The sequence below is a fragment of the Anaerococcus sp. HMSC075B03 genome (assembly GCF_001815585.1).
In the GTDB taxonomy this organism is placed as follows: Bacteria; Bacillota; Clostridia; order Tissierellales; family Peptoniphilaceae; genus Anaerococcus; species Anaerococcus vaginalis.
The window spans coordinates 70,885-89,168 of record NZ_KV821206.1 but is presented as its reverse complement, the minus strand read 5'-3'; the positions used below and the strand labels follow the sequence as shown (position 1 = coordinate 89,168).

Genomic DNA, 18,284 nt, shown 5'->3' with positions numbered 1-18,284 from the left:
ATCGACATGCACGAATATCGGACTACTAAAATTGATGATTTCTAAATTTAAAACTTCTAAAATCGCAAACTTGGGCGACGCCCTCAAACAGTGCGATTTTGGACGAAGTTTTAAATTTGAAATCAAAACAATTTTTTCCGCATGATATTCTTAGCATTTCGATTTTCTGCTTTTTTAAAAATTGTCTTTCACAGTCCTTTAATTTATTTTATTATGGAAAAAAATTTAGATGAGATTTTAAATATTAAAAAAAATGATGTGATTTCTATTACAGGATCTGGTGGTAAGACTTCTCTTATGTTTTATCTTGCAAATATTTTAAAGAAAAAAGGTTCGGTTTTAATTACTACTTCTACAAAAATAAAAGTCCCAGAAAAAGACCAAGTCGATGAACTTTTTTTGTCTTTTGACGATTATGAAAAAAAAGATTATAAAAATAAGATTGTAGGTATTGGTGAAAAACTTGATGGAGTTAATAAATTAAAGTCTATTGGAGAAAATAATTTAAAAACTATAAAAAAAGACTTTGATTATATTATAATAGAAGCAGATGGATGTAGAAATCTTCCCCTAAAATTTTGGAAAGAATATGAACCAGTAGTTTATGATTTTACAGATAAACTTGTTGGAATTTTTTCTATAAAAGTTTATGGTAAAAAAATTTCTCCTGATTTTATTTATAATTTTGATGAATTTAGGGAGAATATAAAAAGTGATATTGTAGATGAAGAAGTTTTTGAAAAACTTATAAAATCTGGAATTTTTGGAGATTTTTGCGGAGAAAAATTTATTTTCTTTAACCAAGCTGATAGTATTTTTGAGAAAAATCAGGCAAAAGGGGTAATAAGTTATTTAAGAGAGAAAATAAATTTAAATTATTTTTACGGATCAATTTTAAAGGAGAAATATTATGAAAATTAGTGCAATTATTATGGCGTCTGGACTTTCTAGAAGAATGGGAGAAAATAAACTTTTACTTGATTTTAAGGGCGACAAACTTTATGAATGGGCTCTTGATTTGGTAGAAGAAATTGATTTTGATGATGTTATCCTTGTTTCATCTTATGATGAAATTCTTGAATCTGCCAAAAAAAGAGGCTTTAAAGCTATTTTCAATGACAACAATGAAGTTGGCAAATCTGCATCAATTAAGCTTGGAGTTTTAAATTGTGATAAGGATTCTGCTATGATGTTTTTTGTAGCTGACCAACCTTTATTAAAAGTTGAAACTGTAAATAAATTAATTGAAAAATATAAGGAAAATCAATTGATTACCTATCCAAGAACTGAAAAAAGAAGGGGAGCTCCTGTAATTTTCTCGCCAGAATACAGGGAAGGTCTTTTGTCTTTAGATTTTGACCAAGGCGGAATGATTTTGGTTAAGGATGATAATAAAAATGAAGTTAAAATTGACGATATTAAAGAATTGTGGGATATTGACACATATAAAAATTTGGAGGAATTGGAAGATGCCGCTAAATAATATTGTAGTTTTTAGGGGCGGTGGCGATGTTGCAACTGGTTCTATCCAAAAATTATTTAGAACTGGTTTTAAGGTTTTGGTTTTGGAGATGGAAAAACCTCTTTGTATAAGAAGGTATGTCTCAACTGCCCAAGCAATTTTTGATGGTGAAGTACAGATTGAAGATTTTACTGCAAGAAAGGTGGAAAATCTTGAACAAATTAAAAAAGCCTGGGATGAAAATGTAGTTCCGGTTTTTGTTGACCCAAAGGCTGAAATTTTAGAAGAATTAAAACCAATGGCTGTGGTTGATGGAACTCTTGCCAAAAAAAATATTGGAACAAATAAAAATATGGCTGACATTACAATCGCTCTTGGACCTGGTTATGAGGCAGGAGTTGATGTTGATTATGTAATTGAAACAAACAGGGGACATGACCTTGGTAGATTAATTTTTGAAGGCTTTGCTGAAAAAAATACAGGAATTCCTGGAAATATTAAAGGATTTACAAGTGAAAGAATTTTAAGAGCAATAGATGAGGGAGAAATCCAAGTTATTGAAGATATTGGTTCTGTTGTAAAAAAAGATCAAGTTGTCGCTCTTGTAAATGGAAAAGAAATAAAATCACAACTTGATGGAATGGTTAGGGGCATGATTGGAAATGGCTCTTATGTTACAAAGGGTTTAAAAATTGGGGATGTTGATCCAAGGGTTATTCCAAAAAATGCAAAAACTATTTCTGATAAGGCAAGACTTATTGGAGGAGGCTGCCTTGAGGCTATTCTTATAGGAAAAAGGAGAATTGAAAATGGATATACAAATTCTTAAAAAAATTGTAGAAAAACTTGATGGGGGAGAAAATGTTGCCTTGGTAATTCTTACAGAAACCAAGGGTTCAGCTCCTGGCAAGGACAATTCTTCTATGGCAGTATTTGAAAATGGAGAAATTTGTGGCACAATCGGAGGCGGCCCAATAGAGTTTGACCTTATTAAACAAGCAAAAAAAGCCCTAGAAGATGACGAGGAAAGATCTTTTGATTATACTTTAAATGAAAAACAAGAAGTGAAAATGTCTTGTGGAGGAAGAAACAAGGGTTATATAAAAATATTTAGGGCAAATCCCAGTTTGATTATTTTTGGGGCAGGCCATGTTGGACAAAAGCTTACAAGAGTTGCTGTAAATACAAATTTTGACGTGACCGTAGTTGACCAAAGAGAAGATTTCGAAGACAAAAAAGATTTGGAAAATATAAGAGAATTTGTAATTTCAAATCCAAAAGATTTTGCTTCAACCTATAAATTTAACAAAAATACCTACATTTTAATCTGCACACCAGATTATGATGAGGAAGTTTTGGAAAATGTCATCGATAAAGATTACAAATTCCTTGGCATGATTGGTTCAAAAAGAAAGGTAAAAAGAGTTTTTGACAATCTAAAAGGAAAAGGAGTTAGTGAAGATTTACTAAAAAAAGTTCACGCCCCAGTAGGTTATGATATTGACGATGGAAGCGTTGAGGAAATTGCAATTTCAATTTTATCCTTGATGATTTCAATAAAAAACAATAAAGTAATAGAAAATTAAAAAAATACAAACCATTAAATATTTAATGGTTTGTAATTTTTTGGAAAAATTTATAAACAGGAGAATTTATGCTAAAAAAAATAAAAGTAGAAGATGCGATTGGACAAGTTCTTTTTCATGATTTAACTGGAATAAAAGCAAGTGGCTTTAAAGGCGTACTTTTTAAAAGAGGCCATGTAATCCAAAAAGAAGATATAGAAAAATTAAAAGATATAGGCAAGGAAAATTTATTTGTTGGTGAACTTGACCCGGGCTTTGTCCACGAAGAAGATGCAATAAAAGAAGTTTCTGATGATTTGATTGGAGAAAATATTTCCTATTCAAATCCATCAGAAGGAAAAATTGGCTTTAAAAGCAAGACCTATGGACTTTTTGTGATAAACAGAAAGGGACTTTTTGACCTAAATATGGAAGGAGATTACACTTTTGCAACAATCCCTTCATATTCAATTGTAAATGAAGGGGACAATTTGGTTGGGGGAAGGATTGTTCCTCTTTTTACCGAAGAAAATCAGGTTCAAAATATTAAAAAAATCGCCAAAAAATATGAGCCGATTTTTGAAGTGAAAAAATTTCAAAAGCTCAGAGTTGGTGTAATTATTACTGGAAATGAAGTTTTTACAGGTAGAATAAAAGATATGTTTGAGCCGGTAGTTAGGGAAAAATTATCCCACTTTGACCACGAATTAATTGGAATCGAAAAATGCCCAGACGATAGAGAATATATAGAAAATATTTGTCAAAAATACTTTGAAAAAGGCGTAGACCTTGTTGTATTTTCTGGTGGGATGAGTGTAGATCCTGACGATATAACTCCATCAACCATAAAAGATTTATCTGACAAATTTATCATCCAAGGAATGCCAGTCCAACCAGGCAATATGCTTACGGTTGGAATGAAGGGAAAAACTTATTTGGTTGGAGTGCCAGGAGCAAGTATGCATTCAAAATTTACAAGTTTTGACATATTTTTGCCAAGAATTTTTGCAAAAATCGACCTTAAAAAAGAAGATTTTATTGAACTTGGAGAGGGAGGACTATTAAACAAATAATGCTTGAAATTTCGAAAGAAGATTTAGAAGAAATAATAAAAATTAGACACGATATTCACATGCACCCAGAAGTTTCTGAAAATGAATTTAGGACAACAAAAATTATAAGGGACTTTCTGGAAAAAATTGATGGAATAGAAATTATAGATTTTCCAATAGAAACTGGTTTGATTGCAAGGCTTAATACTGGAAAAAATGGAGAAGTTATTGGTCTTAGGGCAGATATTGACGCTCTTTTACAAAAGGAAGAAACAGAAATTTCCTACAAATCAAAAAATGATAAGATCATGCACGCTTGTGGCCACGATTATCACACATCGGTTGTCCTTGCTATAGCTAAACTTTTATCAAAAAATAAGGAAAAATTAAAGGGCGATGTGGTTTTTATTTTCCAAAAATCAGAAGAAATAACGACAGGAGCCAAGGAATATTTGGACAAGGGACTTTTTGAAAAAGTAAAAATTGACAAGATTTTGGGCCTTCACAATTGGCCAGAAATTGATTATGGCAAGGCGATAATAAAAAAAGGCCCTCTTATGAGCACAAAGGTCAATTTTAAAATTGAAATTATTGGAAAAGGCCAACACGGATCTATGCCACATTTAAACATCGATCCAATAGTTTGCGCATCAAATATAGTCATGGCACTTCAAACAATTATTTCAAGAAATACAAATCCATTTGACTCTACAGTTTTATCCGTAAATTCCATAAATGGAGGTTCAGAAAATAATTTGGTTGTAGATAGGACTCATCTGTCTGCAACAATCAGGTCCCTTTCAAAAAAATCTTTAGAAAAATCAATAAAAAGAATGGAAGAGATTGTAAAAAATATGGCCTGTGCCTATGAATGTAAGTACGAAATAAAATACACAGAAAAAATTCCCCTAGTCTATAATCCAGAAGAAATGTATGAGAAAGTTTTAAAATCGGCAGAAAAAAATTTGGGAGAAGAAAATATAATAAAAGAAGGACAAACCATGGCAAGCGAAGATTTTGCATTTTACATGGAAAAAGTCCCAGGATTTTTCTATTGGTTTGGAAGCGGAGAAGAAAATCACAAAAAAGAAGCCCTCCACAGCAAAAATTTCTACTGCTCAGATAAGGCGATAAAGCCAGCAGTAGAAGTTATGGCAAATGCAGTTTTGGATTTACAAAAATAGGGATATAGAAAAAAATAAGAGCTAAAGAGCTCTAAAATTTTAAAATACTTATGAAAATAATATAAAACAAAAAATGAATAATTGTATTTTTGTTTGAGTTTTTTCTATTCTTTTAAGGCTAATAGGCTATGAAGTTTATTGTTTATAGCCTTTAGCTTATTTATAAATATTTTTATATATAGAATTGGATCTAATTATTTTATATAATATTTTATAAAATATATTTTGAGTATTTCTCACTTTTTAAAAACAAACAAATATTCATGAGCAATAAGTAAAAAGTTGTATTTCACGCTGTTAGTTTTCCAAAAACCAGTTGCTCTACAATTATGTTGTTCTTTAATAATTAATTCTTTTAGTTTAAATCCAGCATCTTGAAATATCTTCATAACATCAAAAGACATAGGTATCATATGTCCTTTTTGACGGGTATCTCCCATAAGAACAGCACAAAACTTATCATTTTTTAAAACTCTGTAGCTTTCATTAGCTACTTTTTTCATTTCTTCTAGAAAATCCTTTACTTTCAATATAGATAAATCTTCCTCAATATCTTCACTGTATTTTATTATATTAGCATAGGGAGGATGCGTACATATTAAATCAATACTATTATCAGGAATAAAACTTAAATTTCGTGCATCACCTTTACGTAAATATATCTTTCCATTAGCCCCTTCGTGCTCAAAGTTTGTTTTTTCTCTGCATCTTTCAAGTGCAATATCATTTACATCAACGCCTATTATATTTCTATTAAGCAATTTTGCTTCTACAAGAGTAGTTCCACCACCAGCAAACTGATCTAATACAAGCTCATTTTCTTTAGAATATCTAAGCAAGATATTGCGGGGAATATAAGGCGACCAATTTCCACGCCATTTTGCATCGTGCGTTGCCCAGTTACCACGTTTTGGAAAAGACCAATGTGTAGTCATTTCTAATTCAAAATCTTCAGGCTCCCATTTTATTATTTTTTTCGCCATTATTTAAAAACCTCACTAATTATTCCTTCCTCTAAATCTTTGATATTGTAAATGTGTTGCATAACATCAAATGTTTCTTCGAGATTATTACGTGCTTTTTTCCACCCTTTTCCATCAGTAAACCAAACGAATGTAAATCCGTTAATTTCATTAGATTCTAAAGCAAGTGTCTTATAACTTCTAGCTGTTTCATTTAATTTACTTCCACTACTTCCATAAAAATTAGTTTCAATACCATAAATCATATATGGAGTTTTTATTACAAAATCAAAACGCTTTTCAGCCTTACCTTTATTAGAGATAGAGGAAAGATCTATTCCCCATTTATTTGTGATTTGATGAATATACATTTCTTTAAAATAAGTATCATTTCTTTTAAATCCTGCTTTTTGAATAAAACTTTCAACTAAATTTTCCATTAAATGACCGCCACGATTTTTACGACCATTAGAATCAAGGCCAGTTTCAACACCAGTTGCATAATCTACAAGATTATTGATTATATGATTTTCAATCAAATCGAAAAGACCAGTTTTTTGCATAAATGTCTTATATTGTTCAAAAGGTAAATTAGGATTTTTAAAATTATAATTAAAATCTCCATCACTATCAATTGCATATATTTCGTTTGTTCTAACTGCTAATAGTAGTGGTACACATTTTAATGTTTCTGGATATTTTTTTACAAGATTTTCAAAATCTTCTTCAATATTTTTGGAACCAATAAGTGAATTTAAAATGTTGAGTTCCACTTTAATACTATAAATATTTCTATAAACTTTTTCAAAATTAATATAGTATCCATAATCTGCAATACTGTAACGAAAATCATTTAGCCATTCATTAAAATCTCTTGACATTAATTATTTCTCCTTGCTATTATGTGGCATGGGTAATCCAAACTTAGTAAGTGGTATATATTCAAAATAATAGTGGCAGTGCATACTTATGATATAATCCAGAACATCTTTATATTTAGGATTTCTGAACCAATCTGAGAGCAAGTACACATACTCTACATCAATATTGAGTGGTGCCATTAACTTTTGATATTGTTTTCTTTTGAAATCGCATGTTTGTAATTTTTCATCAACAGATCCTTCAACTTGCTGATATTTACATTCAATAATAAAAAGTTTATTTTCTACAATTACATAAATACTATTATCGGGTAGGAGTTTTTTGGAAATATACTGTGTCCAATCAACATCAACTTCTTTTAAATATTTATAAAACTCATGTTTTTTGAATATTCGAGCAACTTTTTCACCATTATAGAAAACACAATTATCCTCAGTTATACTATATCCATTTTGATTTTTCAAGAAGGTTTTTAAATCGGTTTTTCCCTCAAAGACAAGTCCTGTTTTGGTGTTTCCACCGCCTTTTCCATTCTTTATCATAATTTCAAATTCTCCCTAAAAATTACTAATAAGTAATTCCTTAATTTTTCCTCTTGATTTGCTATTACGGCTAATCATTCTTGTAGCCTCAACACGTTTTATTTTATGAGCCGAATAAATATTATCAAAAAAATTATCTTCTTCATTTGTATTTTTTGGATCCGAATTGCTAACTACAATTTTGGCACCTTTTTTATCCATATCATCAACAAATCGAGCTAGTTCAATCTGCTTTTCATCATTAAACAAATTTTTGGTATAAGCTGTAAAATTTGCTGTATCGGTAATAGGTCTGTATGGAGGATCAAAATAAACAAAGGTATTTTTATCAATAAAATCAGATGAATTTTTGTAATCTCCACATACTATAATAACTTTTTGTAGTTTATCAGATACAGATTTGAGATTTTTTTCATCACAAATCAAAGGATTTTTATACGCTCCCATAGGAACATTAAATAAGCCTTTTTTATTTACTCTAAATAACCCGTTAAAGCATGTTTTATTTAAGAAAATCATTAATGCTGCTTTTTCAATTTTGTCGTTTTCGTTATCATCAATTTTCAGTTCATTAAAACGCTCACGCTTTTTCATATAGTATATTTTTCGATTTGCTGTATCTAATGGGATAAATTCATCTTGCATAAAACTCAGCTTTTTAATTAAACATTCTACATAATCTCTAATTGTTTGATAAGTGTTTATAAGGTCAGAATTAATATCGCTAATATAAACTTCTTTCAAATTATATTTGTCAAGTATATCAAACAAAACTGCACCTCCACCAACAAATGGTTCAGCGTATTTTGTTATTTTACTGTCTTCAAAAGGATAATATTGTTCAATTTCTTTTAGGAGTTGTCCTTTTCCACCTGCCCATTTCAAAAAAGGCTTAACTGTTTTTTCTTCAATGTTTTTATATCTTGTGCTTCTTGCATCTATAGGTTTTTTAGCTGAAGAAGGGATAAGCCACATATTTCCTAACATAGTTGCATTCTTGATTCTATTTTCAGAGCAAAGAACAGCAACTCTTCTTTGTGAAATTCCCCACTTATCAGCTGCTTCTCTAGCAGAAATATAATCCATTATAAGACCTCCTTTTCAGATTGTTATATTATATTCTAATTCTCGAATAATAGCAATACTATTTTAAACTAAAAAAATAAAAATTATTGATAAATCCTCTTATTTTTTTGCCCTTTTATCCAAAAAGTATCTGATTTCCTTGTAAAGTAAAGATAAAATATAAGCTCCTGTAAGCACATATAAATTAAAAGAAATAGATTTAAATCCTTTAAAATCATTGACATCCATATCCAAAGAAACTAAAACCATAGATAAAATTAATATTAAAATAATTGTAAATACTACGGTTATTAAAAATTGATTTTTATATTTTTTGGACTTATACAAGTCAAAATGATCTGAAAAAAGCAAGGTAACAAATATAAAAAGCAAATCTCCAATCAAAAGTACAGCTCCGCTCATATTCGTTGCCAAAAAAACTCCGCCCATAATCAAAAATAAAATAAGTAAAATAAAAACCCTAAAAAGATTAGGTTTAAAATTCTTAATTAATTTTTTAATCATAAAATCCTCCTATATAAATAATATCATAATAAAAAGAAATTTATATATATTTTTTATATGGGGTAAAATTAATATATAGATTGGAGGATGACATGGCGATTTTTGATAGGAAAAATGAGAAAGCATTTGAACAAATTGTTGATTATTATGAACTAGAAGAAATTAAGAAAGAGGATTTAGACCTTATTTTTAATAATTCTACTATGTTTGCTAGTGGTGGAATCAATGCTTTGTTTGCACAAAATTGGCTTATGATTAAACAACTTGATAGGCTTAATAAGAATATTGAAAAATTAATTGATAAAGAAAACGCTTAATTTATATAAATTTTTCAAAAATTTGAAAAATGGGTATTTATATATAATTAGGAGGATACGATGAGATTTGTAGATATAATTGAAAAAAAGAAAAATAAAGAAGAATTAACAGATGAGGAAATTAAATTTTGGATTGATGGTGTAACGGATGAATCAATTCCTGATTATCAAACTTCTGCCCTTCTTATGGCTATTGTTTTAAATGGCATGACAGATCATGAAACTGCAAAACTTGCAGAATGTATGATGAAAAGTGGCGATGTTATTGATTTGTCTGATATTAATGGAATAAAGGCTGATAAACATTCAACTGGTGGGGTTGGAGATAAAACTTCTCTTGCTCTTGGTCCAATAATTTCTGCTTGTGGTTTAAAACTTGCAAAGATGAGCGGACGTGGTTTGGGTCATACTGGTGGAACACTTGATAAATTGGAATCAATTGAAGGCTTCAATGTATTTTTAAAAGAAGAAGATTTTAAAAAACAAGTTAATGAAATTGGCTTTGCAATTATTGGTCAAACTGGAGAGTTGGTTCCTGCTGATAAAAAACTCTATGCCCTAAGAGATGTTACAGCAACTGTCGATTCGATTCCGCTTATTGCATCATCTATAATGAGTAAAAAACTTGCCTCTGGATCTGACACAATTTTACTTGATGTAAAATATGGCGAGGGTGCTTTTATGCACACAATTGAAGATGCTAAAAAATTGGCAAATGCAATGATAAATATAGGAAAAAAACTTGGCAAAGACACCAAGGCAATGATTACTGATATGAATCAACCTTTGGGAAATACAATCGGCAATGCTCTTGAAGTAAAAGAGGCAATTGAAACTGTTAAAGGGAATGGGCCAAAAGATTTTACAGAATTGGTTTTGACTGCAGGAGAGATTATGCTTGTTCAAGGAAAAATTGCAAAAAATAAAAATGAAGCAAGAGCTATGCTTGAAGATGCAATAAATTCTGGAAAAGCCTTTGAAAAGTTAAAGAAAATGGTTGAATATCAAGGCGGAAATGTAAAACAAATAGAAGATCCAGACCTTTTGCCTCAAGCAAAATTTAAAACTCAAATGAAATCCCAAAAAGAAGGTTATATTGATAACATCCATTCCATGAACCTTGGAATTTTGTCAATGAAACTTGGAGGAGGACGCGAAAAGAAAGAAGATAATATAAATTATGCAGTAGGACTTGAAATGAAAGTGAAAAAAGGCGATAAAATCAAAAAAGACGATATTCTTGCAACAGTTTATCACGACGAAAAACTAACGGATGAATGGATAGAAAGTTTTTACAATACATTTTCCTACTCAAATGAAAAAACAAATCCAATTCCAGTTGTAGAAGAAATTGTGGAATAGTTTTGAAGTTAAAATAATAAAATCATAAAAATCCTAGCAAAAAAGCTAGGATTCAGAGCGTAGACAAAGTCAGTTTAGTAATTCATAGTTAATTTAAAAATAAAATTACGCCACAGCCCATCTCGACTAAGTGAGTGTAACGAATGCATGGAGAGATCTCATGAGATTTCTCCGCTCGTTGCACTCGGTCGAAATGAGTAAATTTTTAGTTTGTCAACAGTCTGAATCCTATCAAAATGCTAGGATTTTTAAATTTTATTTGTCTTTCATAAATTTAAGAATATAAATTGCGACAAGGCTTGTTATTATAAATAAAACAATCGCTCCTATAAATACAATATAATTAGAATTTTGAAAACTTGATGATGGTCTTTGTCTTGCTATTATTCCAATCAAGGAAAATAAAAATCCAATAATAAGTCCTTGATTTTTATTTTCTTTAAAAACAAATAAAACCACAGCACTTGCAAGAATTAATAAAATTAGGCTTATAATTATTGCAAAAGTTGAATATGAATCTTTTCTATTTTCGAAAAGAACCATCATTATATTTGTAAAAACCAAAAAAATAATCCATCCTGCATGAATTCCTGTAGGAAGAGTAATAAGATATTTGTATTTTTTAGAAAAATCCTTATTTTGATCAATAGTTTTTACAAGATTAATCAAAATCAAAGCATAAGCCATTGCTCCTATAAGAGCTGGCATGAGATAATTATTGTTTACCATTACTACATAAATTCCATTTGCCATATTCCAAAAAATAAATAGTGGCATCAATTTTTCGTAATAAATTTCCTCATTTGTCATTGAAAGCTTTTTAATAAAAGGCAAAAGCAAAAATAAAAGAGAAAAAATATAAATGAAAATCCAAATATAAAAAGTAAAAAAGTCGGGTACAAGTGGATTTTCATACATTTCTAAAATATCTTTATATTTGTGTAAAAAAAATACTCCAACATAAGCCATATAAGAAAAAATCAATGTCAAAATGAACATTATTAATCCGATTAGGTAATTTTTATTTTTTAATTTCTTTTTCATAAGTCCTCCTAAAAATCTCAATAGATATTTACCCATTTTTAAAATAATTTGATTTTTAATTTTTATTTTTTGAAAATCACAAAATTTTGAAAAAATCTTATAAAAAAATTAAAAAATAACTTTATTTCGCTAATAAGCTATTGACAAAGAAATGTTGTATGTAGTATAATACAGAAAACGTTATCTTAATTGTCGACAAATGATAAGTTTTGACTAAAAGCGATATAATCTCATAATTGGTTGAGAGTTTCTACGACTTACCGTAAATAAGTGGCTATGGCTTTTAAAGATTAATAGTTAATCTTAAAATAACTATAACTATTAAATTAGAAAAAAATTATGAAGGAGGATCCTTATGGACTCAAAAACAAATGGTTTTCTAAATAGGTTTTTTCATCTTAATGAAAATAATACTAATGTAAAAACTGAAATTATCGCTGGAATCACTACTTTTATCACTATCGCATATGTGTTGATAATTAACCCTCAAGTTTTGTCTTCGCCTTTTGAAATTATGGGTGATAGCCAAATGGCTCAAAAAATTTCAAACGGTGTATTTATCGGAACTTGTCTTGGTGCCTTTATTGGTACAATTTTAGTTGCTTTTTATGCAAAACTTCCTTTTGCTCAAGCTCCCGGCATGGGCCTAAGTGCATTTTTTGCTTATACTACTATGCTTGGTATGGGATATTCTTATGCCCAAGCTCTTGTAATTGTTTTTATCTCAGGAATATTATTTATTGTAATCACAGCTCTTGGAATTAGGGAGGCAATTATTCGTGCAATTCCCGATTCTATAAAACTTGCTATGACACCTGGAATTGGTTTGTTTATTACCATAATTGGTTTGAAAAACGCAGGTCTTGTTGTAGGAAATGAGGCTACCTTGGTTTCTCTTGTAGATTTTGCAAAATGGAGAGGCCCTGATGCAAATGTAGAACTTGTTATGGGTGCAGTCCTTTCACTTATTGGACTTTGTTTAATAGCAATTTTATCTTACAAAAAAGTTAAGGGAGCAATTTTGATTTCTATTTTAGCTTCAACTCTTTTAGGTATTCCAATGGGACTTACTCATATTTCAAATTTAAGCTTAAATTTGGGAGCACAAGTTAATGACTTTTTTGAAGTTTCATTTTTTAATTTAGATTTCGCAGGACTTTTTGCGGGAGAAAATATGTGGACATCAATTTTTACTGTAACTATGCTTGTTCTAAGCTTTTCACTTGTAAATATGTTTGACTCACTTGGAACTTTGCTTGCAGCAGCAAAACAATCTGGTCTTGTTGATGAAAAAGGGGAAGTTATTAATTTGAAAAAGGCTCTAATGAGTGATGCAATTTCTACTGCAGCAGGAGCTTTGGTTGGAACAAGTACAGTAACTACAGTTGTAGAATCATCAGCAGGTATTGCAGAAGGTGGAAGAACAGGACTTACAAGTCTTACAACAGCACTTTTATTTTTATTATCAATAATATTTGTGCCAATTATTTCTATAATCCCAGCACAAGCTACAGCACCAGCTTTAATTTTCGTAGGAATTTTGATGCTTGGTGGCGTAAAAGACATAGATTTTAACGACATAACAAATGCACTCCCAGCATTTTGTACAATAGTTTTCATGCCATTTACATATTCAATAGCAAATGGTATAGCACTTGGCTTAATCACATATTGTATAGCAAAATTCTTTACAGGACAAAAAGATCAAATAAAACCACTAACACTAATAATTGCCCTTACCTTTGTATTTAGGTATGCCTTTATAACCTTAGGGTAGGTGGACAAATGACAAAAACTTATGCCCTAAAGGGAAATATAATTTATAGTAAAAATCAAAACGAAATAAATTGTTTTGAAAATTCTTATCTTATTTGCCAAGATGGAAAATCAATGGGAGTTTTCAAAAAATTAGATGAAAAATATAAAGACATAGAAGTCATAGATTTTGGAGAAAAAATAATTTGCCCAGGTCTTGTTGACCTTCATATCCACGCCCCTCAATATAATTTTAGGGGTATGGGCATGGATTTGGAATTGTTGGATTGGTTAAACACTTACACATTTCCAAGCGAGGCGAAATTTAAAGACGAAGATTATGCCAAAAGATCTTACCAAAGATTTGTAGATTATTTAAAATATGGACCAAATACAAGACATGTAATTTTTGCAAGCCTCCATGTAAAATCTACACAAATTTTGATGGATTTGATGGAAGAATCAAAAATGGTTTCATTTGTTGGAAAAGTTAATATGGATAGAAATGGTGGAGTAGACCTTGAAGAAAAAGATGCAAATCAGTCGGAAAAGGCTACACTTGATTGGCTTGAATCCATTAAAGGAAAATACAAAAACACCTATCCAATTTTAACACCAAGATTTATCCCATCATGTACTGACGAATTGCTTGAAAAATTAAGAAAAATAAAAGATGAGTACAATCTTCCTATCCAATCTCACTTATCAGAAAATTTGGGAGAGATAGAATGGGTAAAAGAATTAGTTCCAAAGGCTAAATTTTATGGAGATGCTTACAATATTTTTGATTTATTTGGCAAAAATAACAAAACGGTAATGGCTCATTGTGTATATTCAAATGATGATGAACAAGATTTGATAAAAGAAAACGAAGTTTTCATTGCACATTGCCCAGATTCAAATACAAATTTAACATCAGGAATTGCTCCTGCAGGAAAATATCTAAGAGAAGGACAAAAAATTGGACTTGGTTCGGATGTTGCAGGAGGAACTCACGCATCAATTTTTAAAGCCATGGCAGATGCCATAAAAGTTTCAAAATTAAGATATAGATTAGTCGACGAAAAAATAAAACCATTAAGCCTTGAAGAAGCATTTTATATGGCAACTTTAGGCGGAGGAGAATTTTTTGGAAAAGTCGGTTCATTTGAAAAAGGTTACGAATTCGATGCTATAGTAATAGATGATGAAAAATTATTAGAAGAAGATAAATTCAACTTAAAACAAAGACTTGAAAGAATAGTATATTTGTCAAAAGATGAAGATATAGTTTCAAAATTTGTAAGAGGAAATAAAATATTTTAAAAAACTTCGCCTGTTTTAAAGCAGGCGGAGTTTTTTTAATAAAAACTCTTTATAAATTTTAAAATCGGAAGGATTTTTATGGATTAATTTTAATCTTTTTTACAAAGTTATAAAACTTACTTGCCTACTTTTTTAATATTTATTAAAATAAAATAAAAATTATTATTTTCTGTTATAATAATACTAGGAGTAAATTATGAAAGAAAAGAATTTAAAAAGAGATGGATTTCAAAGTAAGTGGGGCTTTATTTTAGCTTGCATAGGTTCGGCTGTTGGGATGGGAAATATTTGGAGATTTCCAATTCTTGTTTCTCAATATGATGGGATGACTTTTTTGATTCCATATTTTATATTTGTAATTTTAATTGCATCAACAGGTGTTATAAGTGAGATGGCTTTGGGAAGATTTACAGAATCTGGAACTGTTAGAGCTTTTGGTAAATGCACCGAATTAAGATACAAGAACAAAAAAATTGGCGAAAGACTTGGAATAATTCCAGTTGTAGGTTCGCTTGCCCTTGCTATTGGCTATACTTGCGTAATGGCTTGGATTTTTAAATATACTTTTATGGCTTTTTCTGGAGATTTGAAAGCTATGGGAAATAATATGGACCTTATTGGCGAAACTTTTTCAAAAACAGCAAGCGGGGCAAATCTTTGGATAGTAATAGCCATAATTGCAAGTTTTTTTATTATGATTTTGGGAGTTTCAAAAGGAATAGAAAAATCAAATAAAATAATGATGCCAGCACTTTTTATTTTGTTTGTATTTCTTGCAATTTATATTTCAACAATGAAAGGCTCATCAAAAGGCTACGAATATATTTTTACCATCAACAAAGATTTAATAAAAAATCCAAAAGTTTGGATATATGCCTTTGGCCAAGCATTTTTTTCACTTTCAGTAGCAGGATCTGGAACAATAATTTACGGCTCATATTTGTCAAAAAAAGAAGACCTTATTGTATCTGCAAAAAATGTAGCAATTTTTGATACAATAGCATCACTTATGGCATCTTTTGTAATAATTCCAGCCATGGCAACTACAAATACACCGCTTGATACTGGCGGACCAGGACTTATGTTTATATACTTAGTAAATGTTTTAAATTCTATGCCAGCTGGAAGATATTTGGGAATAATTTTTTACCTTTGCGTTTTATTCGCAGGAATTAGCTCAATTATAAACCTATACGAATCATCAGTAGCCTATTTGCAAGAAAAATTTAATTTTTCTAGAAAAAAATCAACCCTTATAATTCATATTTTTGGTTGCATAATGGCAATATTGATTCAAAAAATTGTAGGAGAGTGGATGGATGTAATTTCGATTTATGTTTGCCCATTGGGAGCAGGACTTGCAGGAATAATGTTTTTGTGGGTAGGAGGAAAAGAATTTGCCCTAAAAGCAGTAAACCAAGGAGCAAAAAAACCAGTTGGAAATTTTTATTTTCTACTTTCAAAATATATATACGTAGGAGCAGCACTAATAGCCTTGATAGCAGGAGCAATTCTGGGAGGAATAGGCTGATAAATTATATAAAAGTAAACGAGATAATTATTTTATCTAGTTAGAGCGCAGACAAAGTCAGTTTAATAGTACATTAATAATTCAAAAATAAAATTATGCTAAAACTCATCTCGACTAGATGATTGTGCCTTGATTTGGGAAGATTTGTCAAGGACATAAACAAAATTTCTTTGACAAATTTATATCTTCTCCGTTTCTCTCTTGATTAGCTTTAGTATTTTATCCTTATATGTTTCCCCTGTACCTTGCTTGAAATGTAGGTTTACAGTATATTTTGTCTTTCCTATATCCATAATTAACTGTTTATTAGGTGGTGTTTTTATTTTTCTTTTTTCGTCTTCCATAAGTCCTCCTTTCCTCTTTTAGGCAAAGAAAAAACAGTAAACCTTTTTTGATTTACTGTTTCTTGAATCCTCATTACATTATCTTCTGTAAAATATAAATTTATATCTCATCTTCTACGGTGAATATTTCTTCAATTGAAGCATTGAACTGTTTTGCTATATTCCAAGCAAGTACCAAAGACGGATTATATCTACCTTTTTCTAAATTCCCTATTGTTTCTCTTCTTACACCTACTTTTTGAGCCAACTCTTCCTGTTTCATATTATTTTTAGCCCTATATTCCTTTATCTTATTTTTAATCATTTGATATCCCTTTAGATTCCCTCCATTCCAAAACAGCTATTGTCAAGGTAAAAAATAAAATCCCTACGCAAAAGCTTATCCCAAATGATATAGGAACAAAATTTTCGTGTCTTATTAAGAATTTGGTTAAAAACAATAATGGAGCTAAAGAAAAAAGTTGAGCAAAAAAAGCGACTGTAGCTGATTTCTCGATATTATTTCGGAAAGATTCATCTGGTATAATCCAAAAGTATCTAAAATAATAAAGAAAACCTAAAAAACCAAACCATCCTCGATTATTTGTAATAAACCCCATCAACGCAATAATGGAAATACAGGATAAAAACCCGACTGGATTTAATTTTCTTTTCATAATAGACCTCCTAATGTGGTATATTTCTATCTTTATGATATAAATATACCACATTCAGTTTTTGGTGTCAACAAATTAATATTAAAATTATATGTCCAACTCATTTCTCTTAACCTGTGTTAGTCCTCTGTTTTCTGTTAGTAGATTCTCTATACAGCTTCTAACACTTTCAGCCTGCTCCACTTCTTTTCGTATATCTGTGATTTGAGAATATAAAGTATCTTTTTCTTTCCTCAAAGTGCCTATTTCTGATTTCCATTTGGATATATTTAGGGTCTTGCTTTCTCCTAAATGCTCTTTGAGATATTTCTTTGCACTTTCAAATAAAATAATCTCTGCGGTATGTTCATTGTAGAAAGTATCTTGTTTATTTTTCTTTAGCTTGGTATAGGCTTTATAGGTATCTTTATGCTTCAAATATTTCTCGGCGTGGTCGATAAGTTGTACTCTATCATCTATTTTCTTTTCGGTGTCTTTAATAGTTCTCGTAGTCTTGTAGTTCTTATCTCTTAAAGTAACTATATTTTCTTTCAGTTCAGATACAGAAATGATATTTTTCTCTTTTAAGAACTGATAGCTTTCAACATACTTTCCTAAATCTGTGTTATTGCTATCTGCTTTTTTACGGATAAGATTTTCAAAAATGGATAGCAAATTTTCTTTGGATTGGAGGGTAGATTTGAGATTATCAATTTCTGCTTTTTCTTCTTTTCCAATTCCTCTTATCCAAT

Annotated in this window: 20 protein-coding genes, 1 pseudogene and 1 riboswitch; of the genes and pseudogenes, 11 read left to right on the top strand and 10 right to left on the bottom strand. The window is 30.1% G+C overall.

Annotated features, from left to right (window positions below):
• Window positions 1–213 precede the first annotated feature (213 nt).
• The 6 genes from yqeC (at window position 214) to HMPREF3045_RS08475 (ending at window position 5,263) form a co-directional block, all read left to right on the top strand.
• The gene (gene yqeC, locus HMPREF3045_RS08500; RefSeq protein WP_143269989.1) at window positions 214–921 is read left to right on the top strand and encodes a selenium cofactor biosynthesis protein YqeC; all 708 of its coding nucleotides are present in this window, start codon (window positions 214–216) and stop codon (window positions 919–921) included.
• On the top strand, window positions 911–1,483 hold the full coding sequence (locus HMPREF3045_RS08495) for a nucleotidyltransferase family protein (RefSeq protein ID WP_070738637.1): 573 nt from the start codon (window positions 911–913) through the stop codon (window positions 1,481–1,483). The genes yqeC and HMPREF3045_RS08495 overlap by 11 nt, the downstream gene beginning before the upstream one ends.
• Window positions 1,470–2,291, top strand: coding sequence for a selenium-dependent molybdenum cofactor biosynthesis protein YqeB (yqeB, locus tag HMPREF3045_RS08490; protein WP_070738635.1), 822 nt, complete (start codon window positions 1,470–1,472; stop codon window positions 2,289–2,291). The genes HMPREF3045_RS08495 and yqeB overlap by 14 nt, the downstream gene beginning before the upstream one ends.
• Complete coding sequence (locus HMPREF3045_RS08485) at window positions 2,272–3,048, top strand: XdhC family protein (protein WP_070738633.1); 777 nt, start codon at window positions 2,272–2,274, stop codon at window positions 3,046–3,048. The genes yqeB and HMPREF3045_RS08485 overlap by 20 nt, the downstream gene beginning before the upstream one ends.
• 68 nt (window positions 3,049–3,116) lie before the next feature.
• Window positions 3,117–4,100, top strand: coding sequence for a molybdopterin-binding protein (locus tag HMPREF3045_RS08480; protein WP_070738632.1), 984 nt, complete (start codon window positions 3,117–3,119; stop codon window positions 4,098–4,100).
• Complete coding sequence (locus tag HMPREF3045_RS08475) at window positions 4,100–5,263, top strand: M20 metallopeptidase family protein (protein ID WP_070738630.1); 1,164 nt, start codon at window positions 4,100–4,102, stop codon at window positions 5,261–5,263. Before HMPREF3045_RS08480 ends, HMPREF3045_RS08475 begins: the two co-directional genes overlap by 1 nt.
• A 236-nt stretch (window positions 5,264–5,499) precedes the next feature.
• Here HMPREF3045_RS08475 and HMPREF3045_RS08470 read toward each other — a convergent pair whose 3' ends face one another.
• From HMPREF3045_RS08470 to HMPREF3045_RS08450, 5 genes are all read right to left on the bottom strand, one after another.
• Window positions 5,500–6,246, bottom strand: coding sequence for a TRM11 family SAM-dependent methyltransferase (locus tag HMPREF3045_RS08470; RefSeq protein WP_070738629.1), 747 nt, complete (start codon window positions 6,244–6,246; stop codon window positions 5,500–5,502).
• Entirely contained in the window at window positions 6,246–7,106 is an 861-nt protein-coding gene (locus tag HMPREF3045_RS08465; RefSeq protein ID WP_070738628.1) for a type II restriction endonuclease, read from the bottom strand. The genes HMPREF3045_RS08470 and HMPREF3045_RS08465 overlap by 1 nt, the downstream gene beginning before the upstream one ends.
• A 3-nt stretch (window positions 7,107–7,109) precedes the next feature.
• Entirely contained in the window at window positions 7,110–7,649 is a 540-nt protein-coding gene (locus HMPREF3045_RS08460) for a PD-(D/E)XK nuclease superfamily protein (RefSeq protein WP_070738627.1), read from the bottom strand.
• Between the two features lie 15 nt (window positions 7,650–7,664).
• Window positions 7,665–8,735: a DNA adenine methylase gene (locus HMPREF3045_RS08455; protein WP_070738626.1), complete on the bottom strand. Its 1,071-nt coding sequence runs from the start codon at window positions 8,733–8,735 to the stop codon at window positions 7,665–7,667.
• A 99-nt stretch (window positions 8,736–8,834) separates the two neighbouring features.
• Window positions 8,835–9,239: a hypothetical protein gene (locus HMPREF3045_RS08450; RefSeq protein ID WP_070738625.1), complete on the bottom strand. Its 405-nt coding sequence runs from the start codon at window positions 9,237–9,239 to the stop codon at window positions 8,835–8,837.
• Between the two features lie 92 nt (window positions 9,240–9,331).
• Between HMPREF3045_RS08450 and HMPREF3045_RS08445 the strand changes: the two genes are divergently transcribed.
• Together HMPREF3045_RS08445 and HMPREF3045_RS08440 are read left to right on the top strand one after the other, a co-directional pair.
• A complete protein-coding gene (locus HMPREF3045_RS08445) occupies window positions 9,332–9,556 on the top strand; it encodes a hypothetical protein (RefSeq protein ID WP_004839362.1) in 225 nt (74 codons plus the stop codon).
• A 60-nt stretch (window positions 9,557–9,616) separates the two neighbouring features.
• Complete coding sequence (locus HMPREF3045_RS08440) at window positions 9,617–10,918, top strand: pyrimidine-nucleoside phosphorylase (protein WP_070738623.1); 1,302 nt, start codon at window positions 9,617–9,619, stop codon at window positions 10,916–10,918.
• A 255-nt stretch (window positions 10,919–11,173) separates the two neighbouring features.
• On the opposite strand, the gene HMPREF3045_RS08435 is transcribed toward HMPREF3045_RS08440, so the two are convergent.
• On the bottom strand, window positions 11,174–11,962 hold the full coding sequence (locus HMPREF3045_RS08435) for a hypothetical protein (RefSeq protein WP_070738621.1): 789 nt from the start codon (window positions 11,960–11,962) through the stop codon (window positions 11,174–11,176).
• 200 nt (window positions 11,963–12,162) lie between these two features.
• A riboswitch (purine riboswitch) is annotated at window positions 12,163–12,259 on the top strand.
• A gap of 58 nt (window positions 12,260–12,317) precedes the next feature.
• On the opposite strand from HMPREF3045_RS08435, the gene HMPREF3045_RS08430 reads away from it, so the two are divergent.
• The 3 genes from HMPREF3045_RS08430 (at window position 12,318) to HMPREF3045_RS08420 (ending at window position 16,553) form a co-directional block, all read left to right on the top strand.
• The gene (locus tag HMPREF3045_RS08430) at window positions 12,318–13,739 is read left to right on the top strand and encodes an NCS2 family permease (protein ID WP_070606463.1); all 1,422 of its coding nucleotides are present in this window, start codon (window positions 12,318–12,320) and stop codon (window positions 13,737–13,739) included.
• Between the two features lie 8 nt (window positions 13,740–13,747).
• Window positions 13,748–15,022 (top strand): amidohydrolase family protein, encoded by a 1,275-nt coding sequence (locus HMPREF3045_RS08425; protein WP_070738619.1) that lies wholly within the window; start codon window positions 13,748–13,750, stop codon window positions 15,020–15,022.
• Window positions 15,023–15,218: 196 nt separating this feature from the next.
• Entirely contained in the window at window positions 15,219–16,553 is a 1,335-nt protein-coding gene (locus tag HMPREF3045_RS08420; RefSeq protein ID WP_070738617.1) for a sodium-dependent transporter, read from the top strand.
• Between the two features lie 179 nt (window positions 16,554–16,732).
• Here the strand turns inward: HMPREF3045_RS08420 and HMPREF3045_RS08415 are convergent, their stop codons facing one another.
• From HMPREF3045_RS08415 to HMPREF3045_RS08400, 4 genes and pseudogenes are all read right to left on the bottom strand, one after another.
• Complete coding sequence (locus tag HMPREF3045_RS08415; RefSeq protein WP_070738615.1) at window positions 16,733–16,897, bottom strand: transposon-encoded TnpW family protein; 165 nt, start codon at window positions 16,895–16,897, stop codon at window positions 16,733–16,735.
• A gap of 100 nt (window positions 16,898–16,997) precedes the next feature.
• On the bottom strand, window positions 16,998–17,201 hold the full coding sequence (locus HMPREF3045_RS08410; protein ID WP_019118616.1) for a helix-turn-helix transcriptional regulator: 204 nt from the start codon (window positions 17,199–17,201) through the stop codon (window positions 16,998–17,000).
• Window positions 17,194–17,553 (bottom strand): DUF3796 domain-containing protein, encoded by a 360-nt coding sequence (locus HMPREF3045_RS08405; protein WP_070738613.1) that lies wholly within the window; start codon window positions 17,551–17,553, stop codon window positions 17,194–17,196. The genes HMPREF3045_RS08410 and HMPREF3045_RS08405 overlap by 8 nt, the downstream gene beginning before the upstream one ends.
• 87 nt (window positions 17,554–17,640) lie before the next feature.
• Window positions 17,641–18,284 (bottom strand): annotated as a pseudogene (locus tag HMPREF3045_RS08400) (conjugal transfer protein TraA); the annotation flags it as partial.

Excerpts from the sequence above, each read along its gene's own strand:
- yqeC (WP_143269989.1), top strand. The coding sequence starts at position 214 with ATGGAAAAAAATTTAGATGAGATTTTAAATATTAAAAAAAATGATGTG.
- HMPREF3045_RS08495 (WP_070738637.1), top strand. The coding sequence starts at position 911 with ATGAAAATTAGTGCAATTATTATGGCGTCTGGACTTTCTAGAAGAATG.
- yqeB (WP_070738635.1), top strand. The coding sequence starts at position 1,470 with ATGCCGCTAAATAATATTGTAGTTTTTAGGGGCGGTGGCGATGTTGCA.
- HMPREF3045_RS08485 (WP_070738633.1), top strand. The coding sequence starts at position 2,272 with ATGGATATACAAATTCTTAAAAAAATTGTAGAAAAACTTGATGGGGGA.
- HMPREF3045_RS08480 (WP_070738632.1), top strand. The coding sequence starts at position 3,117 with ATGCTAAAAAAAATAAAAGTAGAAGATGCGATTGGACAAGTTCTTTTT.
- HMPREF3045_RS08475 (WP_070738630.1), top strand. The coding sequence starts at position 4,100 with ATGCTTGAAATTTCGAAAGAAGATTTAGAAGAAATAATAAAAATTAGA.
- HMPREF3045_RS08470 (WP_070738629.1), bottom strand. The coding sequence starts at position 6,246 with ATGGCGAAAAAAATAATAAAATGGGAGCCTGAAGATTTTGAATTAGAA.
- HMPREF3045_RS08465 (WP_070738628.1), bottom strand. The coding sequence starts at position 7,106 with ATGTCAAGAGATTTTAATGAATGGCTAAATGATTTTCGTTACAGTATT.
- HMPREF3045_RS08460 (WP_070738627.1), bottom strand. The coding sequence starts at position 7,649 with ATGATAAAGAATGGAAAAGGCGGTGGAAACACCAAAACAGGACTTGTC.
- HMPREF3045_RS08455 (WP_070738626.1), bottom strand. The coding sequence starts at position 8,735 with ATGGATTATATTTCTGCTAGAGAAGCAGCTGATAAGTGGGGAATTTCA.
- HMPREF3045_RS08450 (WP_070738625.1), bottom strand. The coding sequence starts at position 9,239 with ATGATTAAAAAATTAATTAAGAATTTTAAACCTAATCTTTTTAGGGTT.
- HMPREF3045_RS08445 (WP_004839362.1), top strand. The coding sequence starts at position 9,332 with ATGGCGATTTTTGATAGGAAAAATGAGAAAGCATTTGAACAAATTGTT.
- HMPREF3045_RS08440 (WP_070738623.1), top strand. The coding sequence starts at position 9,617 with ATGAGATTTGTAGATATAATTGAAAAAAAGAAAAATAAAGAAGAATTA.
- HMPREF3045_RS08435 (WP_070738621.1), bottom strand. The coding sequence starts at position 11,962 with ATGAAAAAGAAATTAAAAAATAAAAATTACCTAATCGGATTAATAATG.
- HMPREF3045_RS08430 (WP_070606463.1), top strand. The coding sequence starts at position 12,318 with ATGGACTCAAAAACAAATGGTTTTCTAAATAGGTTTTTTCATCTTAAT.
- HMPREF3045_RS08425 (WP_070738619.1), top strand. The coding sequence starts at position 13,748 with ATGACAAAAACTTATGCCCTAAAGGGAAATATAATTTATAGTAAAAAT.
- HMPREF3045_RS08420 (WP_070738617.1), top strand. The coding sequence starts at position 15,219 with ATGAAAGAAAAGAATTTAAAAAGAGATGGATTTCAAAGTAAGTGGGGC.
- HMPREF3045_RS08415 (WP_070738615.1), bottom strand. The coding sequence starts at position 16,897 with ATGGAAGACGAAAAAAGAAAAATAAAAACACCACCTAATAAACAGTTA.
- HMPREF3045_RS08410 (WP_019118616.1), bottom strand. The coding sequence starts at position 17,201 with ATGATTAAAAATAAGATAAAGGAATATAGGGCTAAAAATAATATGAAA.
- HMPREF3045_RS08405 (WP_070738613.1), bottom strand. The coding sequence starts at position 17,553 with ATGAAAAGAAAATTAAATCCAGTCGGGTTTTTATCCTGTATTTCCATT.